The sequence below is a fragment of the Enterobacter sp. 302C9 genome, assembly GCF_034106085.1.
GTDB classification, from domain to species: Bacteria; Pseudomonadota; Gammaproteobacteria; order Enterobacterales; family Enterobacteriaceae; genus Enterobacter; species Enterobacter asburiae_B.
Genome location: NZ_JAWNBW010000001.1, coordinates 167,765 through 188,715 on the forward strand (window position 1 = coordinate 167,765; position 20,951 = coordinate 188,715).

Sequence of the window (20,951 nt, forward strand, 5' to 3'; positions counted from 1 at the left end):
GATTTTACCGCGAAATGATATAGTTATAGCACGTGGTTGGCATGGTTTTCATTTTATCTCAGGCATACGAGAAATTATCGTCAGAAGAGAGGGGTTGTTTTTTCAACCTCGCCTGGATATTATTTTGTTATGTTATAACAAAACATAAAGGATTTACGATGAAACCCGATATCCACCCAGCCTATCGCACCGTGGTATTCCACGACACCAGCGCTAATGAATACTTTAAAGTTGGCTCAACCATTAGGACCGACCGCGAAATTGAACTCGACGGTGAAACGTATCCGTACATCACCATCGAGGTTTCTTCAAAATCGCACCCGTTTTATACCGGTAAGCAAAAAACGTTCTCCACGGACGGCAGCGCAGCGCGCTTCCGCAAGCGTTTTGGCGGTTTTCTCAATGCGAAGCGGGGCTAATCATGCAGGTACTTAACTCATTACGCAGTGCAAAGCAGCGCCACCCGGATTGCCAGATTGTCAAACGCAAGGGACGCTTATACGTGATTTGCAAATCTAATCCGCGCTTTAAGGCGGTTCAGGGACGTAAAAAAAGACGCTAAACGCGCGTTTCTCGCCAGCTTTCCAGGGATCTAATCTGTTTGCCATCGGCGGTAAAATTGTCGGTGGCAAGCCAGCTTTCAAAGGCGCTCGCCAGCGCCGGCCACTCTTTGTCGAGAATCGAAAACCAGTCGGTATCCCGGTTACGGCCTTTTATGACCAGCGCCTGACGAAAGCGCCCCTCAAACTGAAAGCCCAGACGCAGCGCCGCTTTACGGGAAGGCTCGTTCAGGCTATTGCACTTCCATTCATAACGCCGGTACCCCAGGGTATCGAACACGTATCGCATCAGCAGATACTGCGCTTCTGTCGACTCTGGCGTGCGGCTTAACAGAGGAGAGAAGTGAACGTGCCCCACTTCCACGACCCCGTTTTTAGGATCGATCCGCATCAGGGACAGCGTCCCGACAGGAGACTGGGTCCGGTTATCCATAACGGTAAAGTGGATGGGATCGGATAACTCACTTACGCTCGCCACCCATTCGGCAAACTCCTCTGCGGTGGCATCGGGTTCACGCAGCAGCCACGTCCAGCTGCGGGTATCTTCGGCCAGTGAATAGGCGGAGAACAACGCGTGGGCATGCTCCACGCGCAGCGGCTCAAGCCGGCAATAGTGACCCTGAAGGACCAACCGGGACGGGGGCTGAGGAGGCTGCCAGTCGATAAGGGCTTCGCCTACAGGCTGTCCAAACTCGTTGAATGTATTCATCTTTATTTCCATGACGTTGAAAAGATCTCCAGATTAGTGAATTGCTGGTTCCTTAAAAAGAACCACCAGGCTATGTTTTTCTGGTACCACAAGGAGGGAAGATGAATATACCGGGTGATGAGCTTTACACTTTGCTCCATGCTGCGCTGAAAAAGCGTGGGCAGGAGACGCTTCAGCGCGCGCTCTATCTCGCTTTGCGGGAGGCCATACTGAGCGGAAGGCTTCGGTCCGGCAGCCAGCTGCCCGGTTCGCGAACGCTGGCGCAGCAGATCTCGGTTTCCCGAAACACGGTCAATGCGGCGCTGGACCAGCTCACGCTCGAAGGTTATTTACTGCGTAACCGTCAGGGAACGCGGGTGGGGCAATTCGCTCATCGTACGATTGCCCGGGCATTGCCGGATCCTGACATCAGGCTGACAAAACGGGTCGCCCTGCTGCCCGCGCCCGTGCCGCGCGACACCCCGGTGATGGCGTTTACGCCGGGAACGCCAGCCATTAACTATTTCCCCTTGCCGCTGTGGCGGCGATTGTACGATCGTGTCCTGCGCGAGGAGGGAAGCGTCCTGTTAGGCTATGGCGACCCGGCCGGCGAGCCGTCGCTGCGCGCCGCGATTGCCCGGCATCTCGCCCTGTCCCGCGGTATCGACTGCGACGCCAGCCAGATTGTGATAACCGAAGGGGCGCTTGAAGGCGTCAACCTCTGCACGATGCTGTTAAGCGAGCCTGGCGATGTCGCCTGGGTAGAAAACCCCGGCTATAGCGGGGCAAAGAGTGCGTTTGTTAAAACTGGCCTGGCAATGACGGGAATACCGGTTGATGACGAGGGAATGTGCTGGGAAGGGCTGGATGCGCCTGCGCCCTCAATGATTTTTACCTCACCTTCGCATCAGTTCCCTTACGGAAGTGTGCTCAGCGCGCGGCGGCGGCTGGCGCTGCTGGAGCTGGCCCGGCAGCACAACGCGTGGATCATTGAAGACGATTACGACAGCGAGTTCCGCTATGCCGGTGAGCCCGTACCGGCGATGCTGGGAATGGTCAACAATGCGCCCGTTGTGTATCTGGGGACGTTCAGTAAAACGCTGTTTCCCTCGCTCAGAATGGGGTTCATGGTGCTACCGCCAGCGCTGGCGAAAGCGGCTCGCCCGGCCACCGGCTCGCTGTTGCGCGGAGGGCATCGTGCGGAGCAGCGTACCCTGGCGCTGTTTATTGAAGAAGGTTATTACGCCCGTCATCTTGCCGCCATGCGTCGGCTCTACCGTAAACGCTACCGCCAGCTGCGTGAGGTGCTGGGCGCAGAGCTTTATTCTCCGCACCGCATTCTGGCAGGCGAAGGGGGAATGCATCTGACGCTGGCGATAGACGGTATTGACGACCAGAAGCTGGTGGAGCAGGCGAGGGCGTTTCAGCTGGCACCCGCTGCGCTGAGCGGGTACTACCTGGAGGCGAAGCAGGGGCAAACCGGTCTGGTTTTAGGTTACGGCAATACCTCTGCTTCTCAGTTTGCGCCGGGGATCCGACGTCTGCAGGCGTTAATTACGCAGCAGCAGGGCGGGAAAGGGTAAAGACATCATAGAAAGAGAGCTGACCTTTGGTGGAGACCATTTTCTGCAGCTTCTCTTTTTGCCCGGCTTCAACCGCCGGAGAGTGCATGATGTTTTCGATCAGCTCCTCTGGCACGTAACGCGTGTTGTACCATTCGCCGTTATAGCAAACCCGGAAATCGAGCACGTCGATATCTTCGTAACGGTAGCGCGGATTCACGTCGAAAAAGAAAAAGGCGTTAAAGACGACAAACAGTACAACCAGCAGCCAGACGGAGTCCACCAGCGTTTCGGACTTCAGCATCACAATAAGCGTCGCCAGCCAGGCGGCATACATGGCGACAAACAGTCCAGGATGTTTGCGAATAAAGCTAATGCTAAAGCGCGGGCGATTGTCGCGCTTTTCGCGGAGGTTAAGATCGTCGATGGTGGCGGTAAGCATGCGCTGTATCTCGGTCATTTTTTGCCTTCATAAGAGTTGACAATACAGGGGGTCTGCCAATTTTAGGGGAGCCATCTGGCTGAAAAAAGTAACAGTCTGGCGCTAAAAGACTATAACAGTTGACTCCCCGCAACCTCACAGCGTTTTGATGATTTTTGCCGGATTGCCGCCAACGACGACGTTAGCCGGGACGTCTTTCGTCACGACGGCGCCGGAGGCCACCACCACATTATCACCAATGGTGACGCCAGGGTTAATGACAGCCCGGCCGCCAATCCAGACGTTATTGCCAATATTGACGGGTTTTCCAAACTCCACGCCGCTGTTTCGTTCTTCCGCGTCCAGGGGATGGGTAGCCGTATAAATATGAACACCCGGTGCGAGCATACAGTTATCGCCAATATGAACAGGGCAGACATCCAGCATCACGCAGTCGAAGTTAGCGTAAAAGTTTTTGCCCAGATAAATGTTATATCCATAGTCGCAGCGGAAGCTCGGCTCAATATAAGCACCTGCGCTTTGTCCCAGAAGTTCCGCCAGAATGTTCTGGCGTTCTGTTTTTTCATCAGGCGCGGTGTGGTTATAGCGGTAAACCAGATGGCGGGCCCGCAGTCGGTCAGCCCGTAACGTCTCAGCGCCGGGGCGGTAATGTTCACCGGCAATCATTTTCTGTTTTTCTAAGCTCATTGGAAACCTCTCTGGATGTTATTACCGAAGGGTAATGGGAACAGGCCAGAAGGGGAACGTTCCCGAAAAGCCGATGTGACTGACGTCACAACATTGCTGCTGATGAACACGTTTTACACGGAGACCTGGCTTACGCACAGGGAGCATAACGGGACAGGTAAATACTCAGAACGAGGCGTAGAACTCTACAGACACCCTTCAAAGATTAACGGACAAATTTCCACACAGAAGTAGGGATTTTGTCATACAGTTTATTCATTGTCAGTTCAGCAAGACGATGGTCAGCGGCTGAATAAAATACCGCCAGTTCATTATCAGAAAGCTCGTATTTATTCTTTTCAATGACGCGCTCAAGCGTATCAATTGACTGACAACGTCGTAAGCGCATCAAATAATCGATTTTTGTGAGTGGTTTATCAGACATAAATTCACCTTAGTAATTGTAATAATTTTAACAGGAAAGACTCACCGGGTTAGCTCTGCTCACGTTGACGAAACAGCGGAATAGCCGATTTCCCGATTTACGCCATTTTTGCAAATCCTGCGCGTTAATGCCGTAACTGCTGAACAACATAAAGGTGTCGTCCAAGTATTCATCAATTTGCTCAATGAGCTTATTATCTTCATTGTACTTAATTTTATAATTAAGTGCGAAGGTTGCGATATGCTCTATCAGCTCATTCAACTGTAAATTGATGGCAGATGTTGGGTCGTTTACCCAGCCATGGTTACTTTCATCAAGATTGGCAAGGCAGTCATGGTACAAGGATTCGCAGAGAAATTTCAACTGCGCGATATCATGCCTTTTTGGCGAGTACTCGTCCATAGCGCATCCCCTTCTGAGTGATTTCTTACTCACCGAACATCATTGTCGGGATGGATACAACTGACTTAGCTACATGAGTGCTGTGTTCTTGATAACCTAACTATAAGCCACTCCTTCCTGGATTTCACCGCGCTATTACGAAAAATTACAAATAAAAACCGCAGGCTGGGAGCGTGTACGCAAATGGTCACCCTGGACTCAACGTTTTTATCCAAATTAACGACGGGGTTTTATCGCTTCCTTACGTTTCATCGGCTTAGCAAAAATGATGAGAAAAGTTCAGATTCAGACTTATCTTTGTAAGAACTTCTTATTAGGAATATTCCTAATAGCTTAAGCGGGGAAATGAAATTAAAAAAATCCTGAATTCACCGATTAAGGTATCAGTTAATTATGATATGTCTATTTAAGATGGCAGAAAATAAATAGAGCCACAATAAGCGTAATTTATGATTTTTTCTGAAAATGAAAAAGGCCGCTAATGCGGCCTTTTTATCATGTGGAACCGGTATCAGTGAGGTTCTACCGAATGACTGTGTTCAACATCTTCATTCTTGCGGCTAAAGCGGCGGCGAACCACCACGAAGAACACCGGTACGAAGAAGATAGCCAGTACGGTCGCGGTAACCATACCGCCCATCACGCCTGTACCTACCGCGTTCTGCGCGCCGGAGCCCGCACCGGAGCTGATAACCAGCGGCAGTACGCCGAGGATGAACGCCAGCGACGTCATCAGGATTGGGCGCAGACGCATACGAACCGCTTCAAGCGTCGCCTCAATAAGACCTTTGCCTTCTTTCTCCATCAGATCTTTGGCGAATTCAACGATAAGTATCGCGTTCTTCGCCGACAAGCCAATGGTTGTCAGCAGGCCTACCTGGAAGTAAACGTCGTTGGTCAGTCCACGGAACGTTGCCGCAAGCAGCGCACCGATAACCCCGAGCGGAACCACCAGCATAACGGAGAACGGAATCGACCAGCTCTCGTACAGTGCCGCCAGACACAGGAAGACCACAATCAGTGAAATGGCGTACAGGGCAGGGGCCTGGTTACCGGACAGACGTTCCTGATAGGACATACCGGTCCAGTCGTAGCCGATACCCGCAGGCAGTTTGCTTGCCAGCTCTTCCATCAGGTTCATGGCTTCACCGGTGCTTCGGCCCGGAGCAGCCTGACCCAGGATCTCCATCGATGGCAGACCGTTATAGCGTTCCAGACGCGGCGAACCGTATTCCCAGCGTGAGGTTGAGAACGCCGAGAACGGTACCATCTGACCATTGCTGCCGCGCACGAACCAACTGTTGATATCGTTAGGCAACATACGGTACTGCGCCTCTGACATCACGTACACTTTCTTCACACGACCGCGGTCGATGAAGTCGTTAACGTAGCTACCGCCCCAGGCTGCGCCCAGCGTGGTATTGATGTCACTGATGGATACGCCCAGCGCCTGGGCTTTCTCCTGGTCGATATCGATCTTGTACTGCGGCGTATCTTCCAGGCCGTTTGGACGCACGCCGACCAGCAGGTCAGGGTGTTTAGCGACTTCACCAAACAGCTGGTTACGCGCCTGCGTCAGTTTTTCGTGGCCCAGACCGCCCTGGTCAATCAGCTGGAAGTCGAAACCGGTCGCCGTACCCAGTTCAACAATCGCTGGCAGGTTAAAGGCAAAGACCATCGCATCTTTAATCTGCGAGAAGGTTCCCATTGCACGGCCGGTGATGGCTTCAACCTTGTTCTTTTCGCCCGGACGTTCAGACCAGTCTTTCAGAGAAACGAAGGCAATACCGGTGTTCTGACCACGACCCGCAAAGCCAAAGCCGTTAACCGCAAACACGGACTCAACGTTGTCTTTCTCTTTGGTGAGATAGTAGTCCGTCACTTCATCCAACACTTTCTGGGTACGCTCTTGCGAGGCACCCGCCGGAAGCTGTGCCATCGTCAGGAACACGCCCTGGTCTTCATCTGGCAGGAACGAGCTTGGCAGACGAACGAACAGGAAGGCCATGCCCACCACGATGATGATATAGAGCAGCAGGTAACGACCGGTGCTGCGCAGGATGTTGCCCACGCTGTCGGTGTAGTGATGCGTGCTCTTATCGAACATGCGGTTAAACCAGCCGAAGAACCCTTTGTGCTCGCCGTGACCGCCTTTCTGAATTGGCTTCAGCATGGTGGCACACAGGGCAGGGGTCAGGATCAACGCGACCAGTACCGACAGCGCCATCGCGGAAACGATGGTAATGGAGAACTGGCGGTAAATCGCACCGGTAGAGCCTCCGAAGAAGGCCATCGGGATAAATACCGCAGACAGCACCATCGCGATACCGACCAGCGCGCCCTGGATCTGGCCCATTGATTTACGGGTCGCTTCCTTCGGCGGCAAACCTTCTTCCGCCATCACGCGTTCGACGTTCTCGACCACGACGATGGCGTCATCCACCAGCAGGCCGATGGCGAGCACCATCCCGAACATCGTCAGGGTGTTTATCGAGTAGCCGAATATCGACAGGATCGCAAAGGTCCCGAGCAATACCACCGGCACGGCAATCGTTGGGATAAGCGTCGCGCGGAAGTTTTGCAGGAACAGGTACATCACCAGGAATACCAGGATGATCGCCTCAACCAGCGTCTTAACCACTTCATGAATCGAGATTTTGACGAACGGCGTGGTGTCGTACGGATAAACGATTTTCAGACCTGACGGGAAGAACGGTTCCATCTTCTTCAGCTCTGCGCGGATCGCCGTGGCGGTGTCCAGGGCGTTAGCGCCGGTCGCCAGTTTGATACCCAGACCGGAAGCCGGTTTACCGTTGAACTTCGCGATGATGTCGTAGTTCTCACCGCCCAGCTCAACTTTCGCCACGTCGCGCAGGCGAACCTGCGAACCGTCCTGATTCACCTTCAGCAGAATTTTGCTGAATTCATCGGCAGAGGTCAGACGGGTCTGCGCGATGATCGAGGCGTTAAGCTGCTGGCCTTTCACCGGCGGCGTACCGCCTAACTGACCGGCCGCTACCTGGGCGTTCTGCGCTTTAATCGCGCTGATCACGTCAACCGGCGTCAGCTGGAAGTTGTTCAGCTTGTTCGGATCCATCCAGATACGCATCGCGTACTGGGAACCGAACAGCTGCACGTCACCCACACCGGAAGTACGGCTGATGGCGTCCTTCATGTTGGCGCCCACGTAGTCGGAAATATCCTCCTGCGTCATGGTGCCGTTGGTGTTGATAACGCCGACAACCATCAGGAAGCTACTGGACGATTTCTCGACGCTCACACCCTGCTGTTGTACTTCCTGCGGCAGCAAAGGCATTGCCAGCTGCAGTTTGTTCTGCACCTGAACCTGCGCAATGTCAGCATCCGTACCTGACTGGAAGGTCAGGGTGATCTGCACCGTACCGGTGGAGTCACTGTTTGAGGACATGTACATCAGGTTATCGATACCGTTCATGTTCTGTTCGATAACCTGGGTGACGGTGTCCTGCACCGTTTTCGCATCAGCCCCCGGGTAGGTTGCGGAAATTGTCACCGCCGGTGGCGCAATCGTTGGATATTGCGCGACAGGCAGCTTCAGGATCGCAAGTCCCCCGGCCAGCATGATGATTATGGCGATCACCCACGCAAATATGGGGCGATCGATAAAGAAATTAGGCATGTCTTAACGGCTCCTGTTTAAGTTAAGACTTGGTTTGTTCTGACTGGCCAGCGGCCGAAGCTTGTTGTTTATCGTCAGATTTCACTTCCTGTGCTTTAACCTGCGCGCCAGGACGAACTTTTTGCAAACCAGTAACAATCACGCGATCGCCATCTTTCAGACCTTCCGTCACCAGCCATTTATCGCCAATCGCCTGAGTGGCGGTGATATTGCGCGTTTCGACTTTGTCATCAGCCCCAACAACCAGCGCGCTCGCATCGCCGCGTGGCGTACGGGTCACACCCTGCTGTGGAACCAGAAGTGCGGTTGGATTCGTTCCTTCTTCCAGACGCGCGCGAACGAACATACCTGGCAGCAGATTTTTGTCAGGGTTCGGGAAAATCGCACGTAAGGTGATGGAACCGGTAGTCTGGTCGACCGTCACGTCAGAGAATTCCAGGGTTCCTTCCTGCGGGAACTTGATACCGTCATTGGTAATCAGCTCCACTTTGGCTTTGCCGTTTTCCTGTTTCAGGGTGCCGTTAGCCAGCTCCTGTTTCAGGCGCAGGAAATCGTTGCTGGACTGCGTCACGTCAACGTAGATCGGATCAAGCTGCTGCACGGTTGCCAGCGCATTGGTCTGACCGTTCTGCACCAGCGCCCCTTCCGTGACGGAAGATTTACCAATACGACCGCTGATAGGGGAGGTCACTTTGGTATAGGCCAGGTTAATGCGCGCGGTTTCGACGGCCGCTTTGGCTGCCACCACGGCCGCGTTAGCCTGCTGTGCATCGGCCAGAGCGGTATCGTAATCCTGTTGGCTGATGTACTTGGTACCGAGCAGCTTTTGGTAGCGGTTCAACGTCAGCTGAGCAATTTTGGCCGCGGCTTGTGCTTTCGCCAGGTCGCCTTTCGCACTTTCATAAGAGGCCTGATAGGTTGCTGGATCAATCTGATACAGAGACTCACCGGCTTTCACATCACCACCTTCGGTGAAGTTACGCTTCAGGATAATGCCGCTGACCTGAGGACGCACTTCCGCAATGCGGTAAGCATTGGTACGGCCTGGTAATTCGGTGGTGATTTGTAGAGGTTCAGATTTGAGCGTCACGACGCCTACTTCTGGCGCCTGCTGAGCTCCTTGTTGAGCTGGTTTGTCGTCACATCCTGTTAGCGCTAAGCTGCCTGAGAGCATCAGAACGACCGCCAGAGGCGTTAACCCTCTGTTTTTGTTCATATGTAAACCTCGAGTGTCCGATTTCAAATTGATCAAGGGTCCTGAGTCTAAAAACCCATTGCTGCGTTTATATTATCGTCATGCTATGGTACATACATTCACAAATGTATGTAAATCTGACTCCTGTAAATTCACCCACCTATGGCACGAAAAACTAAACAACAAGCGCTGGAAACCCGACAACACATTCTGGATGTGGCAATACGTTTGTTCTCGCAGCAGGGTGTTTCATCCACCTCGCTGGCGCAGATTGCTCAGGCTGCCGGTGTGACGCGAGGAGCGATTTACTGGCATTTTAAAGATAAGTCAGATCTGTTCAGTGAAATCTGGGAGCTTTCAGAGTCCAGCATTAGCGATCTCGAGAGTGAGTATCGGGCAAAATTCCCTGACGATCCACTCTCAGTATTGAGAGAAATATTAGTATATATCCTTGAAGCAACGGTAGTTGAAGAACGTCGCAGATTAATGATGGAGATTATTTTTCATAAATGCGAGTTCGTGGGCGAGATGGCGGTGGTGCAGCAGGCGCAACGCAGCCTTAGCCTGGAGAGCTATGATCGTATCGAACAGAATCTGAACCTGTGTATGCAGGCAAAGCTATTACCGGCCAATCTCTTGACCCGACGGGCGGCAATCCTGATGCGCAGCTACATTTCAGGTCTGATGGAAAACTGGCTTTTCTCGCCGCAATCCTTTGACCTCAAAGAGGAAGCCCGCAGCTACGTGGCGATTTTACTGGAAATGCTACAGCTCTGCCCCACGCTGCGCAGCGACGCGCCTTCGCTAACGGCCTGATCCCTTTCCAGGATTTATCTCAGAGGATAACGTTCGCGCTATTCTGCTTTCAGCGAGCGTGATATTCTTCACGCCGGACTATTTTCGGTCATCTTCTGACATCATTCACAACTATGCTGCCCATCAATCGCTCGCAACATCCTGTTTTTGCATTGCTCTTTGCGATGCTGTTTTTCTTCGCCACGGCGCCGCTGACCTGGGCCCGCGCCGATAACAGCAATGATATTCCCTCGCGCGGCGATGTTCAGTCGCAGCTCGACACGCTGAACAAACAAAAAGATCTCTCCCCTCAGGAGAAACTCGTCCAGCAGGATCTGACGGAAACGCTGGAAACGCTGGATAAAATTGAACGCATCAAAGCGGAAACCGTCCAGCTTCGTCAGAAGGTGGCGCAGGCGCCTGAAAACATGCGTAAGGCCACCGACGCGCTGAATGCCCTCAGCGATGTGGATAACGACGACGAGACGCGCAAGACGCTCTCGACGCTCTCTTTACGCCAGCTGGAGTCCCGCGTCGCGCAACTGCTCGACGACCTGCAAACCGCGCAGTCGGATCTCGCAACCTATAACAGCCAGCTTGTCTCGCTGCAGACCCAGCCCGAGCGCGTGCAAAACGCGATGTACGCCGCGTCTCAGCAGCTGCAGCAGATCCGCAACCGTCTGAACGGCACGACGGTCGGCGAAGGCACGCTGCGCCCGACGCAGCAAACCCTGCTGCTGGTTCAGCAGGCCTTGCTCAATGCACAGATTGAACAGCAGCGTAAAAGCCTGGAAGGGAATACGGTGCTGCAGGACACGCTTCAGAAACAGCGTGATTACGTCACCGCGAATATTAACCGCCTGGAACACCAGCTTCAGCTGTTGCAGGAGGCGGTCAACAGCAAACGCCTGACCCTGACGGAAAAAACCGCCCAGGAGGCCGTATCGCCTGACGAAACCGCCCGCATTCAGGCGAATCCGCTGGTGAAACAGGAGCTCGAGGCCAACCACCAGCTTAGCCAGCGCCTGATACTGGCGACGGAAAACGGCAACTCGCTGGTTCAGCAAAATATCAAAGTGAAGAACTGGCTGGATCGCGCGCTGCAGGCTGAGCGCAACATCAAAGAGCAGATTGCGGTCCTGAAGGGCAGCCTCCTGCTGTCGCGTATTCTCTACCAGCAGCAGCAGACGCTCCCGTCCGCCGATGAGCTGGAGGACATGACCAACCGCATTGCGGATTTACGTCTGGAACAGTTTGACGTCAACCAGCAGCGCGATGCCCTTTTCCAGAGCGATGCCTTTGTCGCCAAAATTGAAGAGGGGCATTCCAGCGACGTGAACCCGGAAGTGCACGACGCGCTGCTCCAGGTCGTCGATATGCGTCGCGAGCTGCTGGACCAGCTCAACAAACAGCTGGGCAACCAGCTGATGATGGCCATTAACCTGCAAATCAACCAGCAGCAGCTGGTGAGCGTCTCGAAAAGTCTGCAGGAGATCCTGACCCAGCAGATTTTCTGGGTGAACAGCAACAAACCGATGGACTGGGACTGGGTCAAATCCTTCCCGGAGACGCTGAAAACGCAGATTAAGAGCATGAAGATCACCGTAAACTGGGAGAAAGCCTGGCCTGCGGTGACGATTGCCTTGCTGGCGGGATTACCGCTGCTGCTGATTGCCGGCCTGATCCGCTGGCGTCTGGGCTGGCTGAAAAAATACCAGGCGAAGCTGGCCTCTGAAGTGGGTCAGCTGCGCAACGATAGCCAGCTCCATACGCCAAAAGCGATTCTCATCGATCTCATCCGCGCCCTGCCGGTGTGTCTGATTATTCTGGCTGTGGGCCTGATTCTGCTCACCATGCAGCTCAACGTCAGCGACCTGCTGTGGGCGTTCAGTAAAAAACTGGCGCTGTTCTGGCTGGTGTTTGGCGTGTGCTGGAAGGTGCTGGAAAAAGACGGCGTGGCGGTGCGTCATTTCAACATGCCTGCGCAGCTGACCAGCCACTGGCGTCGTCAGATTGTGCGCATCAGCCTGGCGCTCCTGCCGCTGCACTTCTGGTCGGTTGTCTCTGAGCTTTCTCCGCTGCACCTGATGGATGACGTGCTGGGCCAGCTGGTCATTCTGCTGAACCTGCTGCTGATTGCGATCCTGATGTGGCCGATGTGCCGCGACAGCTGGCGTGATAAAGAGTCCCACAATATTCGCCTGGCCACCGTGACGGTGCTGGCGATCATTCCGCTGGCGCTAATGGTGCTGACGGCAACGGGCTACTTCTATACCACGCTGCGCCTGTCCGGGCGCTGGATTGAAACGGTCTATCTGGTGATCGTCTGGAACCTGCTCTATCAGACCGTGCTGCGTGGCCTGAGCGTGGCGGCTCGCCGCATCGCCTATCGCCGTGCCATCGCGCGTCGTCAGCATCAGGTGAAAGAGGGGGCCGAGGGCGCGGAGCCGCAGGAAGAGCCGACCATCGCCCTGGAGCAGGTTAACCAGCAGACGCTGCGCATCACCATGCTGGTGATGATCGCCCTGTTTGCGGTGATGTTCTGGGCTATCTGGTCCGATCTTATTACCGTTTTCGCCTATCTCGACAGTATTACCCTCTGGCAATACAACGGTACTGAAGCGGGCGCGGCGGTCATGAAAAGCGTGACCATGGGCAGCCTGCTGTTTGCGCTGGTGTCGTCGGTGGTGGCCTGGGCGCTGATTCGCAACCTGCCAGGCCTGCTTGAAGTGTTGCTCCTGTCACGTCTGAATCTCCGCCAGGGGGCGTCCTACGCCATTACCACGATCCTCAACTACGTGATCATTATTGTCGGGGCGATGACGGTCTTTGGCTCGCTTGGCGTCTCGTGGGATAAACTGCAGTGGCTGGCGGCCGCCCTCTCGGTCGGTCTTGGTTTTGGCCTGCAGGAGATCTTCGGTAACTTCGTGTCCGGCCTGATCATCCTGTTCGAACGTCCGGTACGAATCGGCGATACCGTCACCATCGGCACCTTCTCCGGTACGGTCAGCAAGATCCGTATTCGTGCCACCACCATCACCGACTTCGATCGCAAAGAGGTGATCATCCCGAACAAAGCGTTCGTGACCGAGCGCCTGATCAACTGGTCGCTCTCCGATACGGTGACGCGCGTGGTGATCCGCCTGGGCGTAGCCTATGGATCGGATCTGGAGAAGGTGAAAGAGGTGCTGCTCAAGGCGGCGTCAGAACACCCGAAAGTGATGCACGATCCGGCTCCGGCGGTCTTCTTCACCACCTTTGGGCCGAGCACGCTGGATCACGAGCTGCGTTTATACGTGCGCGAGCTGCGTGACCGCAGCTACACGGTGGATGAACTCAACCGCTCTATCGATCGTCTGTGTCGTGAAAACGATATTAATATCGCCTTCAACCAGCTTGAGGTTCACCTGCGCAACGAGAAGGGTGATGAGCATACGGAAGTGAAGCGCGACATTAAGGGTGACGATCCTACGCCTGCTTAATCTATTTTCTCTCAGCCCTCAGGGGCGAGGGAACGATTTTCCCCCTCTCCCTCAGGGAGAGGGCTGGGGTGAGGGTAATTTTCCTTCAAAATCTCGCCGCACAATCTCCAGTGCCTTAAGCACCGTTTCGGCGGGGATCTCATGATTCTCCAGCAGCATAATCAAATCGACGGCCAGCTTGACCTCATCGGGTGCATTTTCCAGTGACATGGGTGTGGCTCCTGTTAACGGGTCAAACGTTCAATGACGCGCTCAATTTCATCCCGCGCCTGACGGCAGCGGACGATGCGTCCTTCCAGCGCGCTAATCTCGCGCATCAATAGCTGCTGCTCTTCCAGCGTTTCGCTGTTGTTCAGCCGCACTTCACGTTCGCGCTTCATCTCAAAGAGCCTGCGCTCAAACTCCTGGTTCTCCAGCCGCTTGCGCTGCCATTTACCGAGCCCCGGCGAGGCGCTGTCCCAGGCGCGCAGCGGCCAGGCGGCGATTTCGCGATGCAGAGCGGTGATCTGCTCTGTGAGATGCTCTGCGAGCCACGCCACCTGTTCCTGCTGTTCACTCTCAACCGCATGGCGAAGCTCGTCGAGGTTGGTCTGCGCTTCCGCCAGGTAATCCTGAATGACGGTGCTGCGGGTACGAAAAAGCTGCCGGTCAAAGCGCGGTTTCAGCGTGGCGTGGCCCATCAGCGGTGTAGCCTGCTCCCGCAGAGCAATAAGCTGATTTTGCAGCCTCTCAAGAAGCAGTGCTGTTTTCAAGGCGCTCTCCAGTGGTAAAGTAGCCGTTCAGTTTGATAACGATTCGCATTATGAAGCGTACTATTTTAATCATCATTGGCTGGCTCGCGGTAGTGCTTGGCACGCTGGGTGTGTTTTTACCCTTGCTGCCGACCACCCCGTTTATCCTGCTCGCGGCCTGGTGCTTCGCCCGCTCGTCGCCGCGTTTTCACCACTGGCTGCTCTATCGCTCGTGGTTTGGCGGCTATCTGCGGCACTGGCAAAAACACCGGGCCATGCCGCCCGGCGCGAAGCCGCGCGCGATCGCGGTGATCCTCATCACCTTCGCTATTTCATTATGGCTGGTGAAAATGATGTGGGTACGTATTCTGCTGCTGGCGATCCTCTCCTGCCTGCTTTTCTTCATGTGGCGGATCCCCGTGGTTGATGAAAAGCAACAAAAGCACTGAAGCCTCATCATGGCTGTTGCAATTATCACGCGCAGCCAGTAAATTCGACCGTTTTCGAGCACAGGTGCGCCTGGTCAAAGGTTAATCAATTGTTGCCTTGGCCGACTCGTTGCGCGCTGTGAGTAACACTGTTTCATTTAGGCAAAACCGATGACCGCAACTGCACAGCAGCTTGAATATCTGAAAAACAGCATCAAAAGCATCCAGGACTATCCAAAGCCTGGCATTCTTTTCCGTGATGTCACCAGCTTGCTGGAAGACCCGAAAGCGTACGCGCTCAGCATTGAACTGCTGGTCGAGCGTTATAAAAACGCCGGGATCACCAAAGTAGTAGGTACCGAAGCCCGTGGCTTCCTGTTTGGCGCACCGGTTGCGCTGGCAATGGGCGTGGGTTTTGTGCCGGTGCGTAAGCCGCGCAAACTGCCGCGTGAAACCATTGCTGAGAGCTATGAGCTGGAGTACGGCACCGATCAGCTGGAGATCCACGTTGATGCGATCAAGCCTGGCGACAAAGTGCTGGTGGTGGACGATCTGCTGGCAACCGGCGGTACCATTGAAGCGACCGTGAAATTGATCCGTCGTCTGGGTGGTGAAGTGACCGACGCGGCATTCATCATCAACCTGTTCGATCTCGGCGGTGAACAGCGCCTGGAAAAACAGGGCATCACCAGCTACAGCCTGGTGCCTTTCCCGGGTCATTAATCCCGGTTTTCACAACCTCGCTCAATGGGTGAGGTTGTGATAGCATTCCCCTCCATAAATTCACCTTCCAGCGTTGCAGAGCCTGCCCATGAGTTATCAGGTGTTAGCCCGTAAATGGCGACCACAAACCTTTGCTGACGTTGTCGGTCAGGAACATGTGCTGACGGCCCTGGCGAACGGCTTGTCGCTAGGTCGCATCCATCACGCCTATCTTTTCTCCGGCACCCGCGGCGTCGGTAAGACCTCTATTGCCCGTTTGCTGGCAAAAGGTCTCAACTGCGAAACCGGGATCACCGCCACGCCGTGCGGCGTGTGCGATAACTGCCGGGAGATCGAGCAGGGGCGTTTTGTCGATCTGATCGAGATCGACGCCGCCTCGCGTACCAAAGTGGAAGATACCCGCGATCTGCTCGATAACGTGCAGTACGCCCCGGCGCGCGGCCGCTTCAAGGTCTACCTGATCGATGAAGTGCACATGCTGTCGCGCCACAGCTTCAACGCCCTGCTGAAAACGCTGGAAGAGCCGCCCGCGCACGTGAAGTTCCTGCTGGCGACCACCGATCCGCAAAAGCTGCCGGTCACGATTTTGTCGCGCTGCCTGCAGTTCCACCTGAAGGCGCTGGACGTTGAGCAGATCCGCACGCAGCTTGAGCACATTCTTGATGAAGAGAAGATTGTTCACGAGCCGCGAGCCCTGCAGCTGCTGGCCCGGGCGGCGGACGGCAGCCTGCGTGATGCGCTCAGCCTGACCGACCAGGCGATTGCCAGCGGTGACGGCAAGCTCTCCACCGAGGCGGTCAGCACCATGCTCGGCACGCTGGATGACGATCAGGCGCTGTCGCTTATCGAGGCGATGATCGCCGCCAACGGCGAACGCGTGATGTCGCAGGTGAACGCGGCCGCTGCCCGGGGTATCGAATGGGAAGGACTGCTGGTTGAGATGCTCAGCCTGCTGCACCGCGTGGCGATGCTGCAGCTTTCTCCGTCCGCCATCGGTGCGGATATGGCCGCCATTGAACAGCGGATGCGTGAACTTGCCCGCACCGTGCCGCCTGCCGACGTGCAGCTGTACTACCAGACGCTACTGATTGGCCGCAAAGAGTTACCGTTTGCGCCGGATCCACGAATGGGCGTTGAAATGACGCTGCTGCGCGCGCTGGCGTTCCACCCGCGCATGCCATTGCCGGAGCCGGAAGCGCCGCGGCAGTCTTTCGCGCCGGTCGCCCCTACGGCGGTGATGTCGCCGCAGCAGATGCCACCGCAGCCGACACCGCCGCCGCCGCAAAACGTGCCGCTGTCGGATGCCACCAGTTCGGTGCTTGCCGCACGCAGCCAGCTGCAGCGTGCGCAGGGAGTAACCAAACCAAAAAAGAGTGAACCGGCAGCGCCAGGAAGAGCGCGGCCGGTGAACAACGCCGCGCTTGAACGACTGGCCTCGGTAACGGAGCGCGTACAGTCGCGTCCGGCACCGTCCGCGCTCGAGCAGAAAGCCCCGGTGAAAGAAGAGGCTTACCGCTGGAAGGCAACCACCATCACCGAAGAGGTGAAGGAAGAGGTCGCCACGCCGAAAGCGCTGAAAAAGGCGCTGGAGCATGAGAAAACGCCGGAGCTTTCCGCGAAGCTTGCTGAAGAGTCCATTGCGCGCGACGCCTGGGCCGCCGAGGTCAGCAAACTCCAGCTGCCGAAGCTGGTCGAGCAGGTCGCGCTGAATGCCTGGAAAGAGCAGGACGGTAATCAGGTGCGTTTACACCTGCGTCCGGGCCAGCGGCACCTCAATTCCCCTGGCGCGCAAAAGGCGCTGGCCGAGGCGCTCACCGCATTACAGGGTGCGCCGGTTGAATTGACTATCATTGAAGATGATAATCCGGCAGTGAAAACGCCGCTCGAGTGGCGCCAGGCCATTTATGAAGAAAAGCTCGCGCAGGCGCGCGAGGCGATTATTGCGGATAACAACATTCAGACCCTGCGCCGGTTCTTCGACGCCGATCTGGATGAAGAGAGTATTCGCCCCATTTGATCGTGAGTCTGACTTACGGTTGTAATCCTTAAACGTGAAAGAAGAGAGAAGCCTATGTTTGGTGGAAAAGGCGGTCTGGGTGGCCTGATGAAGCAGGCTCAGCAGATGCAGGAAAAAATGCAGAAGATGCAGGAAGAGATCGCTCAGCTGGAAGTCACGGGTGAGTCCGGTGCCGGTCTGGTCAAAGTGACCATCAACGGTGCGCACAACTGCCGTCGCGTGGAAATCGACCCGAGCCTGCTCGAAGACGACAAAGAGATGCTGGAAGATCTGGTTGCAGCCGCGTTTAACGATGCCGCTCGCCGTATCGACGAAACTCAGAAAGAGAAAATGGCCTCTGTTTCCAGCGGTATGCAGCTGCCGCCTGGCTTCAAGATGCCATTCTGATGCAAACCAGTCCGCTGCTCACGCAGTTAATGGAAGCACTGCGCTGCCTGCCTGGCGTTGGCCCGAAGTCGGCGCAGCGCATGGCGTTTACGCTATTGCAGCGCGACCGCAGCGGCGGGATGCGCCTGGCGCAGGCTTTAACCCGCGCCATGTCAGAAATTGGTCACTGTGCGGATTGCCGCACCTTTACCGAGCAGGACGTGTGTAACATCTGTACGAACCCGCGTCGTCAGGAAAACGGTCAGATTTGCGTGGTGGAGAGTCCGGCGGACATCTACGCCATCGAACAAACCGGGCAGTTTTCCGGTCGCTACTTCGTGCTGATGGGGCATCTCTCCCCGCTGGACGGTATTGGCCCGGATGATATCGGTCTTGACCGCCTTGAACAGCGTCTTGAGTCCGAAACCATCAAAGAGGTGATCCTCGCCACCAACCCAACGGTGGAAGGGGAGGCAACCGCCAACTACATCGCCGAACTGTGCTCGCAGTACGGCGTTGACGCCAGCCGCATCGCCCACGGCGTGCCGGTGGGCGGCGAGCTGGAAATGGTCGACGGCACCACGCTGTCGCACTCTCTGGCAGGGCGTCACAAGATTATTTTCTGACCAAACGGAGGCTGCGCGCGCGGCCTCCGCTTGAAAATTTCCCCCCTTATCCCCATCTCTCACTCAACGTTTTAAAACCCCATTAAATGGCATTGTTGAGGTCGACATAGATGAAAGGACAAGAAACCCGTGGTTTCCAGTCAGAAGTAAAACAGCTTCTGCACCTGATGATCCATTCCCTGTATTCCAACAAAGAAATTTTCCTGCGTGAGCTGATTTCCAACGCCTCGGACGCGGCGGACAAGCTGCGCTTCCGCGCGCTGTCCAACCCGGACCTGTATGAAGGCGACGGCGAGCTGCGCGTGCGCGTCTCGTTCAATAAAGAGAACCGCACCCTGACCATCGCCGATAACGGCATCGGGATGAACCGCGACGAGGTGATCGACCACCTCGGCACCATCGCCAAATCCGGCACCAAAGCGTTCCTTGAGTCCATGGGCTCTGACCAGGCGAAAGACAGCCAGCTGATCGGCCAGTTCGGCGTCGGTTTTTACTCGGCGTTTATCGTGGCCGACAAAGTTACCGTCCGTACCCGTGCGGCAGGCGACAGCGCTGAGAACGGCGTCCTGTGGGAATCCAAAGGGGAAGGCGAATATACCGTTGATGACATCACCAAAGCGGATCGCGGCACCGAAATCACCCTGCACCTGCGTGAAGGGGAAGATGATTTCCTGAACGACTGGCGCGTGCGCTCCATCATCAGCAAATATTCCGATCACATCGCCCTGCCGGTAGAGATTGAAAAACAGGAAGAGAAAGACGGTGAAACCGTGGTTTCCTGGGAGAAGATCAACAAGGCGCAGGCGCTGTGGACGCGCAACAAGTCTGAAATTAAAGACGACGAATACAACGAGTTCTATAAGCACATCGCCCACGACTTTACCGACCCGCTGACCTGGAGCCACAACCGCGTGGAAGGTAAGCAGGAGTACACCAGCCTGCTGTACATCCCGGCACAGGCGCCGTGGGACATGTGGAACCGCGATCACAAGCACGGCCTGAAGCTGTACGTGCAGCGCGTGTTCATCATGGACGACGCCGAGCAGTTCATGCCGAACTACCTGCGCTTCGTGCGCGGTCTGATAGATTCTAACGATCTGCCGCTGAACGTCTCCCGTGAGATCCTTCAGGACAGCACCGTCACCCGTAACCTGCGCAACGCCCTGACCAAACGTGCGCTGCAGATGCTGGAAAAACTGGCGAAAGACGATGCGGAAAAATATCAGACCTTCTGGAAACAGTTTGGCCTGGTGCTGAAAGAAGGCCCGGCAGAAGACACCGCGAACGTTGAAACGATCGCCAGGCTGCTGCGTTTCGCCTCTACGCACACCGACTCCTCCGCGCAGACCGTGTCGCTGGAAGAGTACGTCTCCCGCATGAAAGAAGGGCAGGAGAAGATCTACTACATCACCGCCGACAGCTACGCGGCGGCGAAGAGCAGCCCGCACCTGGAGCTGCTGCGTAAGAAAGGCATCGAAGTGCTGCTGCTTTCTGACCGCATCGACGAGTGGATGATGAACTACCTGACCGAGTTCGACGGTAAGGCGTTCCAGTCCGTAGCCAAGGCCGACGAGTCCATCGACAAGCTGGCGGATGAAGTGGACGAAAGCGCGAAAGAAGCCGAGAAGGCGCTGGAGCCGTTCGTTGAGCGCGTGAAAACCCTGCTGGGCGATCGCGTGAAAGAGGTGCGCTTCACGCACCGTCTGACCGATACTCCGGCGATTGTCACCACCGATGCGGACGAAATGAGCACCCAGATGGCGAAACTGTTCGCGGCGGCGGGCCAGGCGATGCCGGAAGTGAAATATATCTTTGAGCTTAATCCGGATCATCCTCTGGTGAAACGCGCGGCGGATACCCAGGACGACGCCCGCTTTGCCGAGTGGGTTGAGCTGCTGTTGGATCAGTCCCTGCTGGCCGAGCGCGGCACGCTGGAAGATCCTAACCTGTTCATTAAACGTGTGAATGCGCTGCTGCTGGCGTAATTGAGCACGCCTCCCCTGGTCTTCTCCCTCTCACGTGGGAGAGGGCCGGGGTGAGGGCTCCAGACCTCACTAACCCAAATAATCTCCCCCCGTTAACCGTTTCAGCCTTCCCGCCTTCCTTGAGCGATGCCCGTTCTGGTGGTATTGTTTAGCGCTTTTGAAAAATTGAAACGACTTTTG

Annotated in this window: 19 protein-coding genes, 1 pseudogene and 1 other annotated feature; of the genes and pseudogenes, 11 read left to right on the plus strand and 9 right to left on the minus strand. The window is 55.5% G+C overall.

The window, feature by feature from the left end; translation table 11 throughout:
• The first annotated feature begins 158 nt into the window (after nt 1-158).
• Entirely contained in the window at nt 159-419 is a 261-nt protein-coding gene (locus UR289_RS00810; protein ID WP_045356432.1) for a type B 50S ribosomal protein L31, read from the plus strand.
• A 2-nt stretch (nt 420-421) separates the two neighbouring features.
• On the plus strand, nt 422-562 hold the full coding sequence (gene ykgO / locus UR289_RS00815) for a type B 50S ribosomal protein L36 (protein WP_003859006.1): 141 nt from the start codon (nt 422-424) through the stop codon (nt 560-562).
• Here ykgO and UR289_RS00820 read toward each other — a convergent pair.
• Complete coding sequence (locus UR289_RS00820; RefSeq protein WP_320708979.1) at nt 559-1,269, minus strand: GNAT family protein; 711 nt, start codon at nt 1,267-1,269, stop codon at nt 559-561. The genes ykgO and UR289_RS00820 overlap by 4 nt on opposite strands.
• A 101-nt stretch (nt 1,270-1,370) precedes the next feature.
• On the opposite strand from UR289_RS00820, the gene UR289_RS00825 reads away from it, so the two are divergent.
• Complete coding sequence (locus UR289_RS00825) at nt 1,371-2,831, plus strand: PLP-dependent aminotransferase family protein (RefSeq protein ID WP_320708980.1); 1,461 nt, start codon at nt 1,371-1,373, stop codon at nt 2,829-2,831.
• Here UR289_RS00825 and UR289_RS00830 read toward each other — a convergent pair.
• The 6 genes from UR289_RS00830 to acrA form a co-directional block, all read right to left on the minus strand.
• A complete protein-coding gene (locus tag UR289_RS00830; protein WP_320708981.1) occupies nt 2,803-3,270 on the minus strand; it encodes a YlaC family protein in 468 nt (155 codons plus the stop codon). The genes UR289_RS00825 and UR289_RS00830 overlap by 29 nt on opposite strands.
• A gap of 117 nt (nt 3,271-3,387) precedes the next feature.
• Entirely contained in the window at nt 3,388-3,939 is a 552-nt protein-coding gene (maa, locus tag UR289_RS00835; protein ID WP_320708982.1) for a maltose O-acetyltransferase, read from the minus strand.
• Between the two features lie 205 nt (nt 3,940-4,144).
• On the minus strand, nt 4,145-4,363 hold the full coding sequence (locus UR289_RS00840; protein ID WP_008499287.1) for an HHA domain-containing protein: 219 nt from the start codon (nt 4,361-4,363) through the stop codon (nt 4,145-4,147).
• Nucleotides 4,364-4,390: 27 nt separating this feature from the next.
• Nucleotides 4,391-4,765, minus strand: coding sequence for an Hha toxicity modulator TomB (tomB, locus tag UR289_RS00845; protein ID WP_008499288.1), 375 nt, complete (start codon nt 4,763-4,765; stop codon nt 4,391-4,393).
• Between the two features lie 511 nt (nt 4,766-5,276).
• Nucleotides 5,277-8,423: a multidrug efflux RND transporter permease subunit AcrB gene (acrB, locus tag UR289_RS00850; RefSeq protein WP_029741964.1), complete on the minus strand. Its 3,147-nt coding sequence runs from the start codon at nt 8,421-8,423 to the stop codon at nt 5,277-5,279.
• Nucleotides 8,424-8,445: 22 nt separating this feature from the next.
• A complete protein-coding gene (gene acrA / locus UR289_RS00855; RefSeq protein ID WP_029741963.1) occupies nt 8,446-9,639 on the minus strand; it encodes a multidrug efflux RND transporter periplasmic adaptor subunit AcrA in 1,194 nt (397 codons plus the stop codon).
• Between the two features lie 141 nt (nt 9,640-9,780).
• Between acrA and acrR the strand changes: the two genes are divergently transcribed.
• Nucleotides 9,781-10,434, plus strand: coding sequence for a multidrug efflux transporter transcriptional repressor AcrR (gene acrR, locus UR289_RS00860; RefSeq protein ID WP_033144791.1), 654 nt, complete (start codon nt 9,781-9,783; stop codon nt 10,432-10,434).
• Between the two features lie 113 nt (nt 10,435-10,547).
• A complete protein-coding gene (gene mscK / locus UR289_RS00865) occupies nt 10,548-13,895 on the plus strand; it encodes a mechanosensitive channel MscK (protein WP_033144792.1) in 3,348 nt (1,115 codons plus the stop codon).
• 11 nt (nt 13,896-13,906) lie between these two features.
• On the opposite strand, the pseudogene rsmS reads toward mscK, so the two are convergent.
• Nucleotides 13,907-14,105 (minus strand): annotated as a pseudogene (rsmS, locus tag UR289_RS00870) (pleiotropic regulatory protein RsmS).
• A gap of 14 nt (nt 14,106-14,119) precedes the next feature.
• Nucleotides 14,120-14,647: a primosomal replication protein N'' gene (gene priC, locus UR289_RS00875; protein WP_047648533.1), complete on the minus strand. Its 528-nt coding sequence runs from the start codon at nt 14,645-14,647 to the stop codon at nt 14,120-14,122.
• Between the two features lie 50 nt (nt 14,648-14,697).
• Between priC and UR289_RS00880 the strand changes: the two genes are divergently transcribed.
• From UR289_RS00880 to htpG, 6 genes are all read left to right on the plus strand, one after another.
• Nucleotides 14,698-15,075 (plus strand): DUF454 family protein, encoded by a 378-nt coding sequence (locus UR289_RS00880; RefSeq protein ID WP_033144794.1) that lies wholly within the window; start codon nt 14,698-14,700, stop codon nt 15,073-15,075.
• A 150-nt stretch (nt 15,076-15,225) separates the two neighbouring features.
• Nucleotides 15,226-15,777, plus strand: coding sequence for an adenine phosphoribosyltransferase (gene apt, locus UR289_RS00885; protein ID WP_000127359.1), 552 nt, complete (start codon nt 15,226-15,228; stop codon nt 15,775-15,777).
• Nucleotides 15,778-15,865: 88 nt separating this feature from the next.
• Nucleotides 15,866-17,794, plus strand: coding sequence for a DNA polymerase III subunit gamma/tau (gene dnaX, locus UR289_RS00890; RefSeq protein ID WP_320708983.1), 1,929 nt, complete (start codon nt 15,866-15,868; stop codon nt 17,792-17,794).
• Nucleotides 17,124-17,188, plus strand: a sequence feature (DnaX frameshifting element). (Overlaps the previous gene by 65 nt.)
• Before the next feature lie 54 nt (nt 17,795-17,848).
• The gene (locus tag UR289_RS00895; protein WP_003858972.1) at nt 17,849-18,181 is read left to right on the plus strand and encodes a YbaB/EbfC family nucleoid-associated protein; all 333 of its coding nucleotides are present in this window, start codon (nt 17,849-17,851) and stop codon (nt 18,179-18,181) included.
• Complete coding sequence (recR, locus tag UR289_RS00900; RefSeq protein WP_008499298.1) at nt 18,181-18,786, plus strand: recombination mediator RecR; 606 nt, start codon at nt 18,181-18,183, stop codon at nt 18,784-18,786. Before UR289_RS00895 ends, recR begins: the two co-directional genes overlap by 1 nt.
• Before the next feature lie 110 nt (nt 18,787-18,896).
• A complete protein-coding gene (gene htpG, locus UR289_RS00905; RefSeq protein ID WP_320708984.1) occupies nt 18,897-20,771 on the plus strand; it encodes a molecular chaperone HtpG in 1,875 nt (624 codons plus the stop codon).
• Nucleotides 20,772-20,951 lie beyond the last annotated feature (180 nt).

Coding starts and splice junctions, on each gene's coding strand:
- dnaX (WP_320708983.1), top strand. CDS start 15,866: ATGAGTTATCAGGTGTTAGCCCGTAAATGGCGACCACAAACCTTTGCT.
- UR289_RS00830 (WP_320708981.1), bottom strand. CDS start 3,270: ATGACCGAGATACAGCGCATGCTTACCGCCACCATCGACGATCTTAAC.
- tomB (WP_008499288.1), bottom strand. CDS start 4,765: ATGGACGAGTACTCGCCAAAAAGGCATGATATCGCGCAGTTGAAATTT.
- maa (WP_320708982.1), bottom strand. CDS start 3,939: ATGAGCTTAGAAAAACAGAAAATGATTGCCGGTGAACATTACCGCCCC.
- acrA (WP_029741963.1), bottom strand. CDS start 9,639: ATGAACAAAAACAGAGGGTTAACGCCTCTGGCGGTCGTTCTGATGCTC.
- UR289_RS00810 (WP_045356432.1), top strand. CDS start 159: ATGAAACCCGATATCCACCCAGCCTATCGCACCGTGGTATTCCACGAC.
- UR289_RS00880 (WP_033144794.1), top strand. CDS start 14,698: ATGAAGCGTACTATTTTAATCATCATTGGCTGGCTCGCGGTAGTGCTT.
- apt (WP_000127359.1), top strand. CDS start 15,226: ATGACCGCAACTGCACAGCAGCTTGAATATCTGAAAAACAGCATCAAA.
- acrB (WP_029741964.1), bottom strand. CDS start 8,423: ATGCCTAATTTCTTTATCGATCGCCCCATATTTGCGTGGGTGATCGCC.
- htpG (WP_320708984.1), top strand. CDS start 18,897: ATGAAAGGACAAGAAACCCGTGGTTTCCAGTCAGAAGTAAAACAGCTT.
- UR289_RS00825 (WP_320708980.1), top strand. CDS start 1,371: ATGAATATACCGGGTGATGAGCTTTACACTTTGCTCCATGCTGCGCTG.
- mscK (WP_033144792.1), top strand. CDS start 10,548: ATGCTGCCCATCAATCGCTCGCAACATCCTGTTTTTGCATTGCTCTTT.
- recR (WP_008499298.1), top strand. CDS start 18,181: ATGCAAACCAGTCCGCTGCTCACGCAGTTAATGGAAGCACTGCGCTGC.
- acrR (WP_033144791.1), top strand. CDS start 9,781: ATGGCACGAAAAACTAAACAACAAGCGCTGGAAACCCGACAACACATT.
- UR289_RS00820 (WP_320708979.1), bottom strand. CDS start 1,269: ATGAATACATTCAACGAGTTTGGACAGCCTGTAGGCGAAGCCCTTATC.
- UR289_RS00840 (WP_008499287.1), bottom strand. CDS start 4,363: ATGTCTGATAAACCACTCACAAAAATCGATTATTTGATGCGCTTACGA.
- ykgO (WP_003859006.1), top strand. CDS start 422: ATGCAGGTACTTAACTCATTACGCAGTGCAAAGCAGCGCCACCCGGAT.
- UR289_RS00895 (WP_003858972.1), top strand. CDS start 17,849: ATGTTTGGTGGAAAAGGCGGTCTGGGTGGCCTGATGAAGCAGGCTCAG.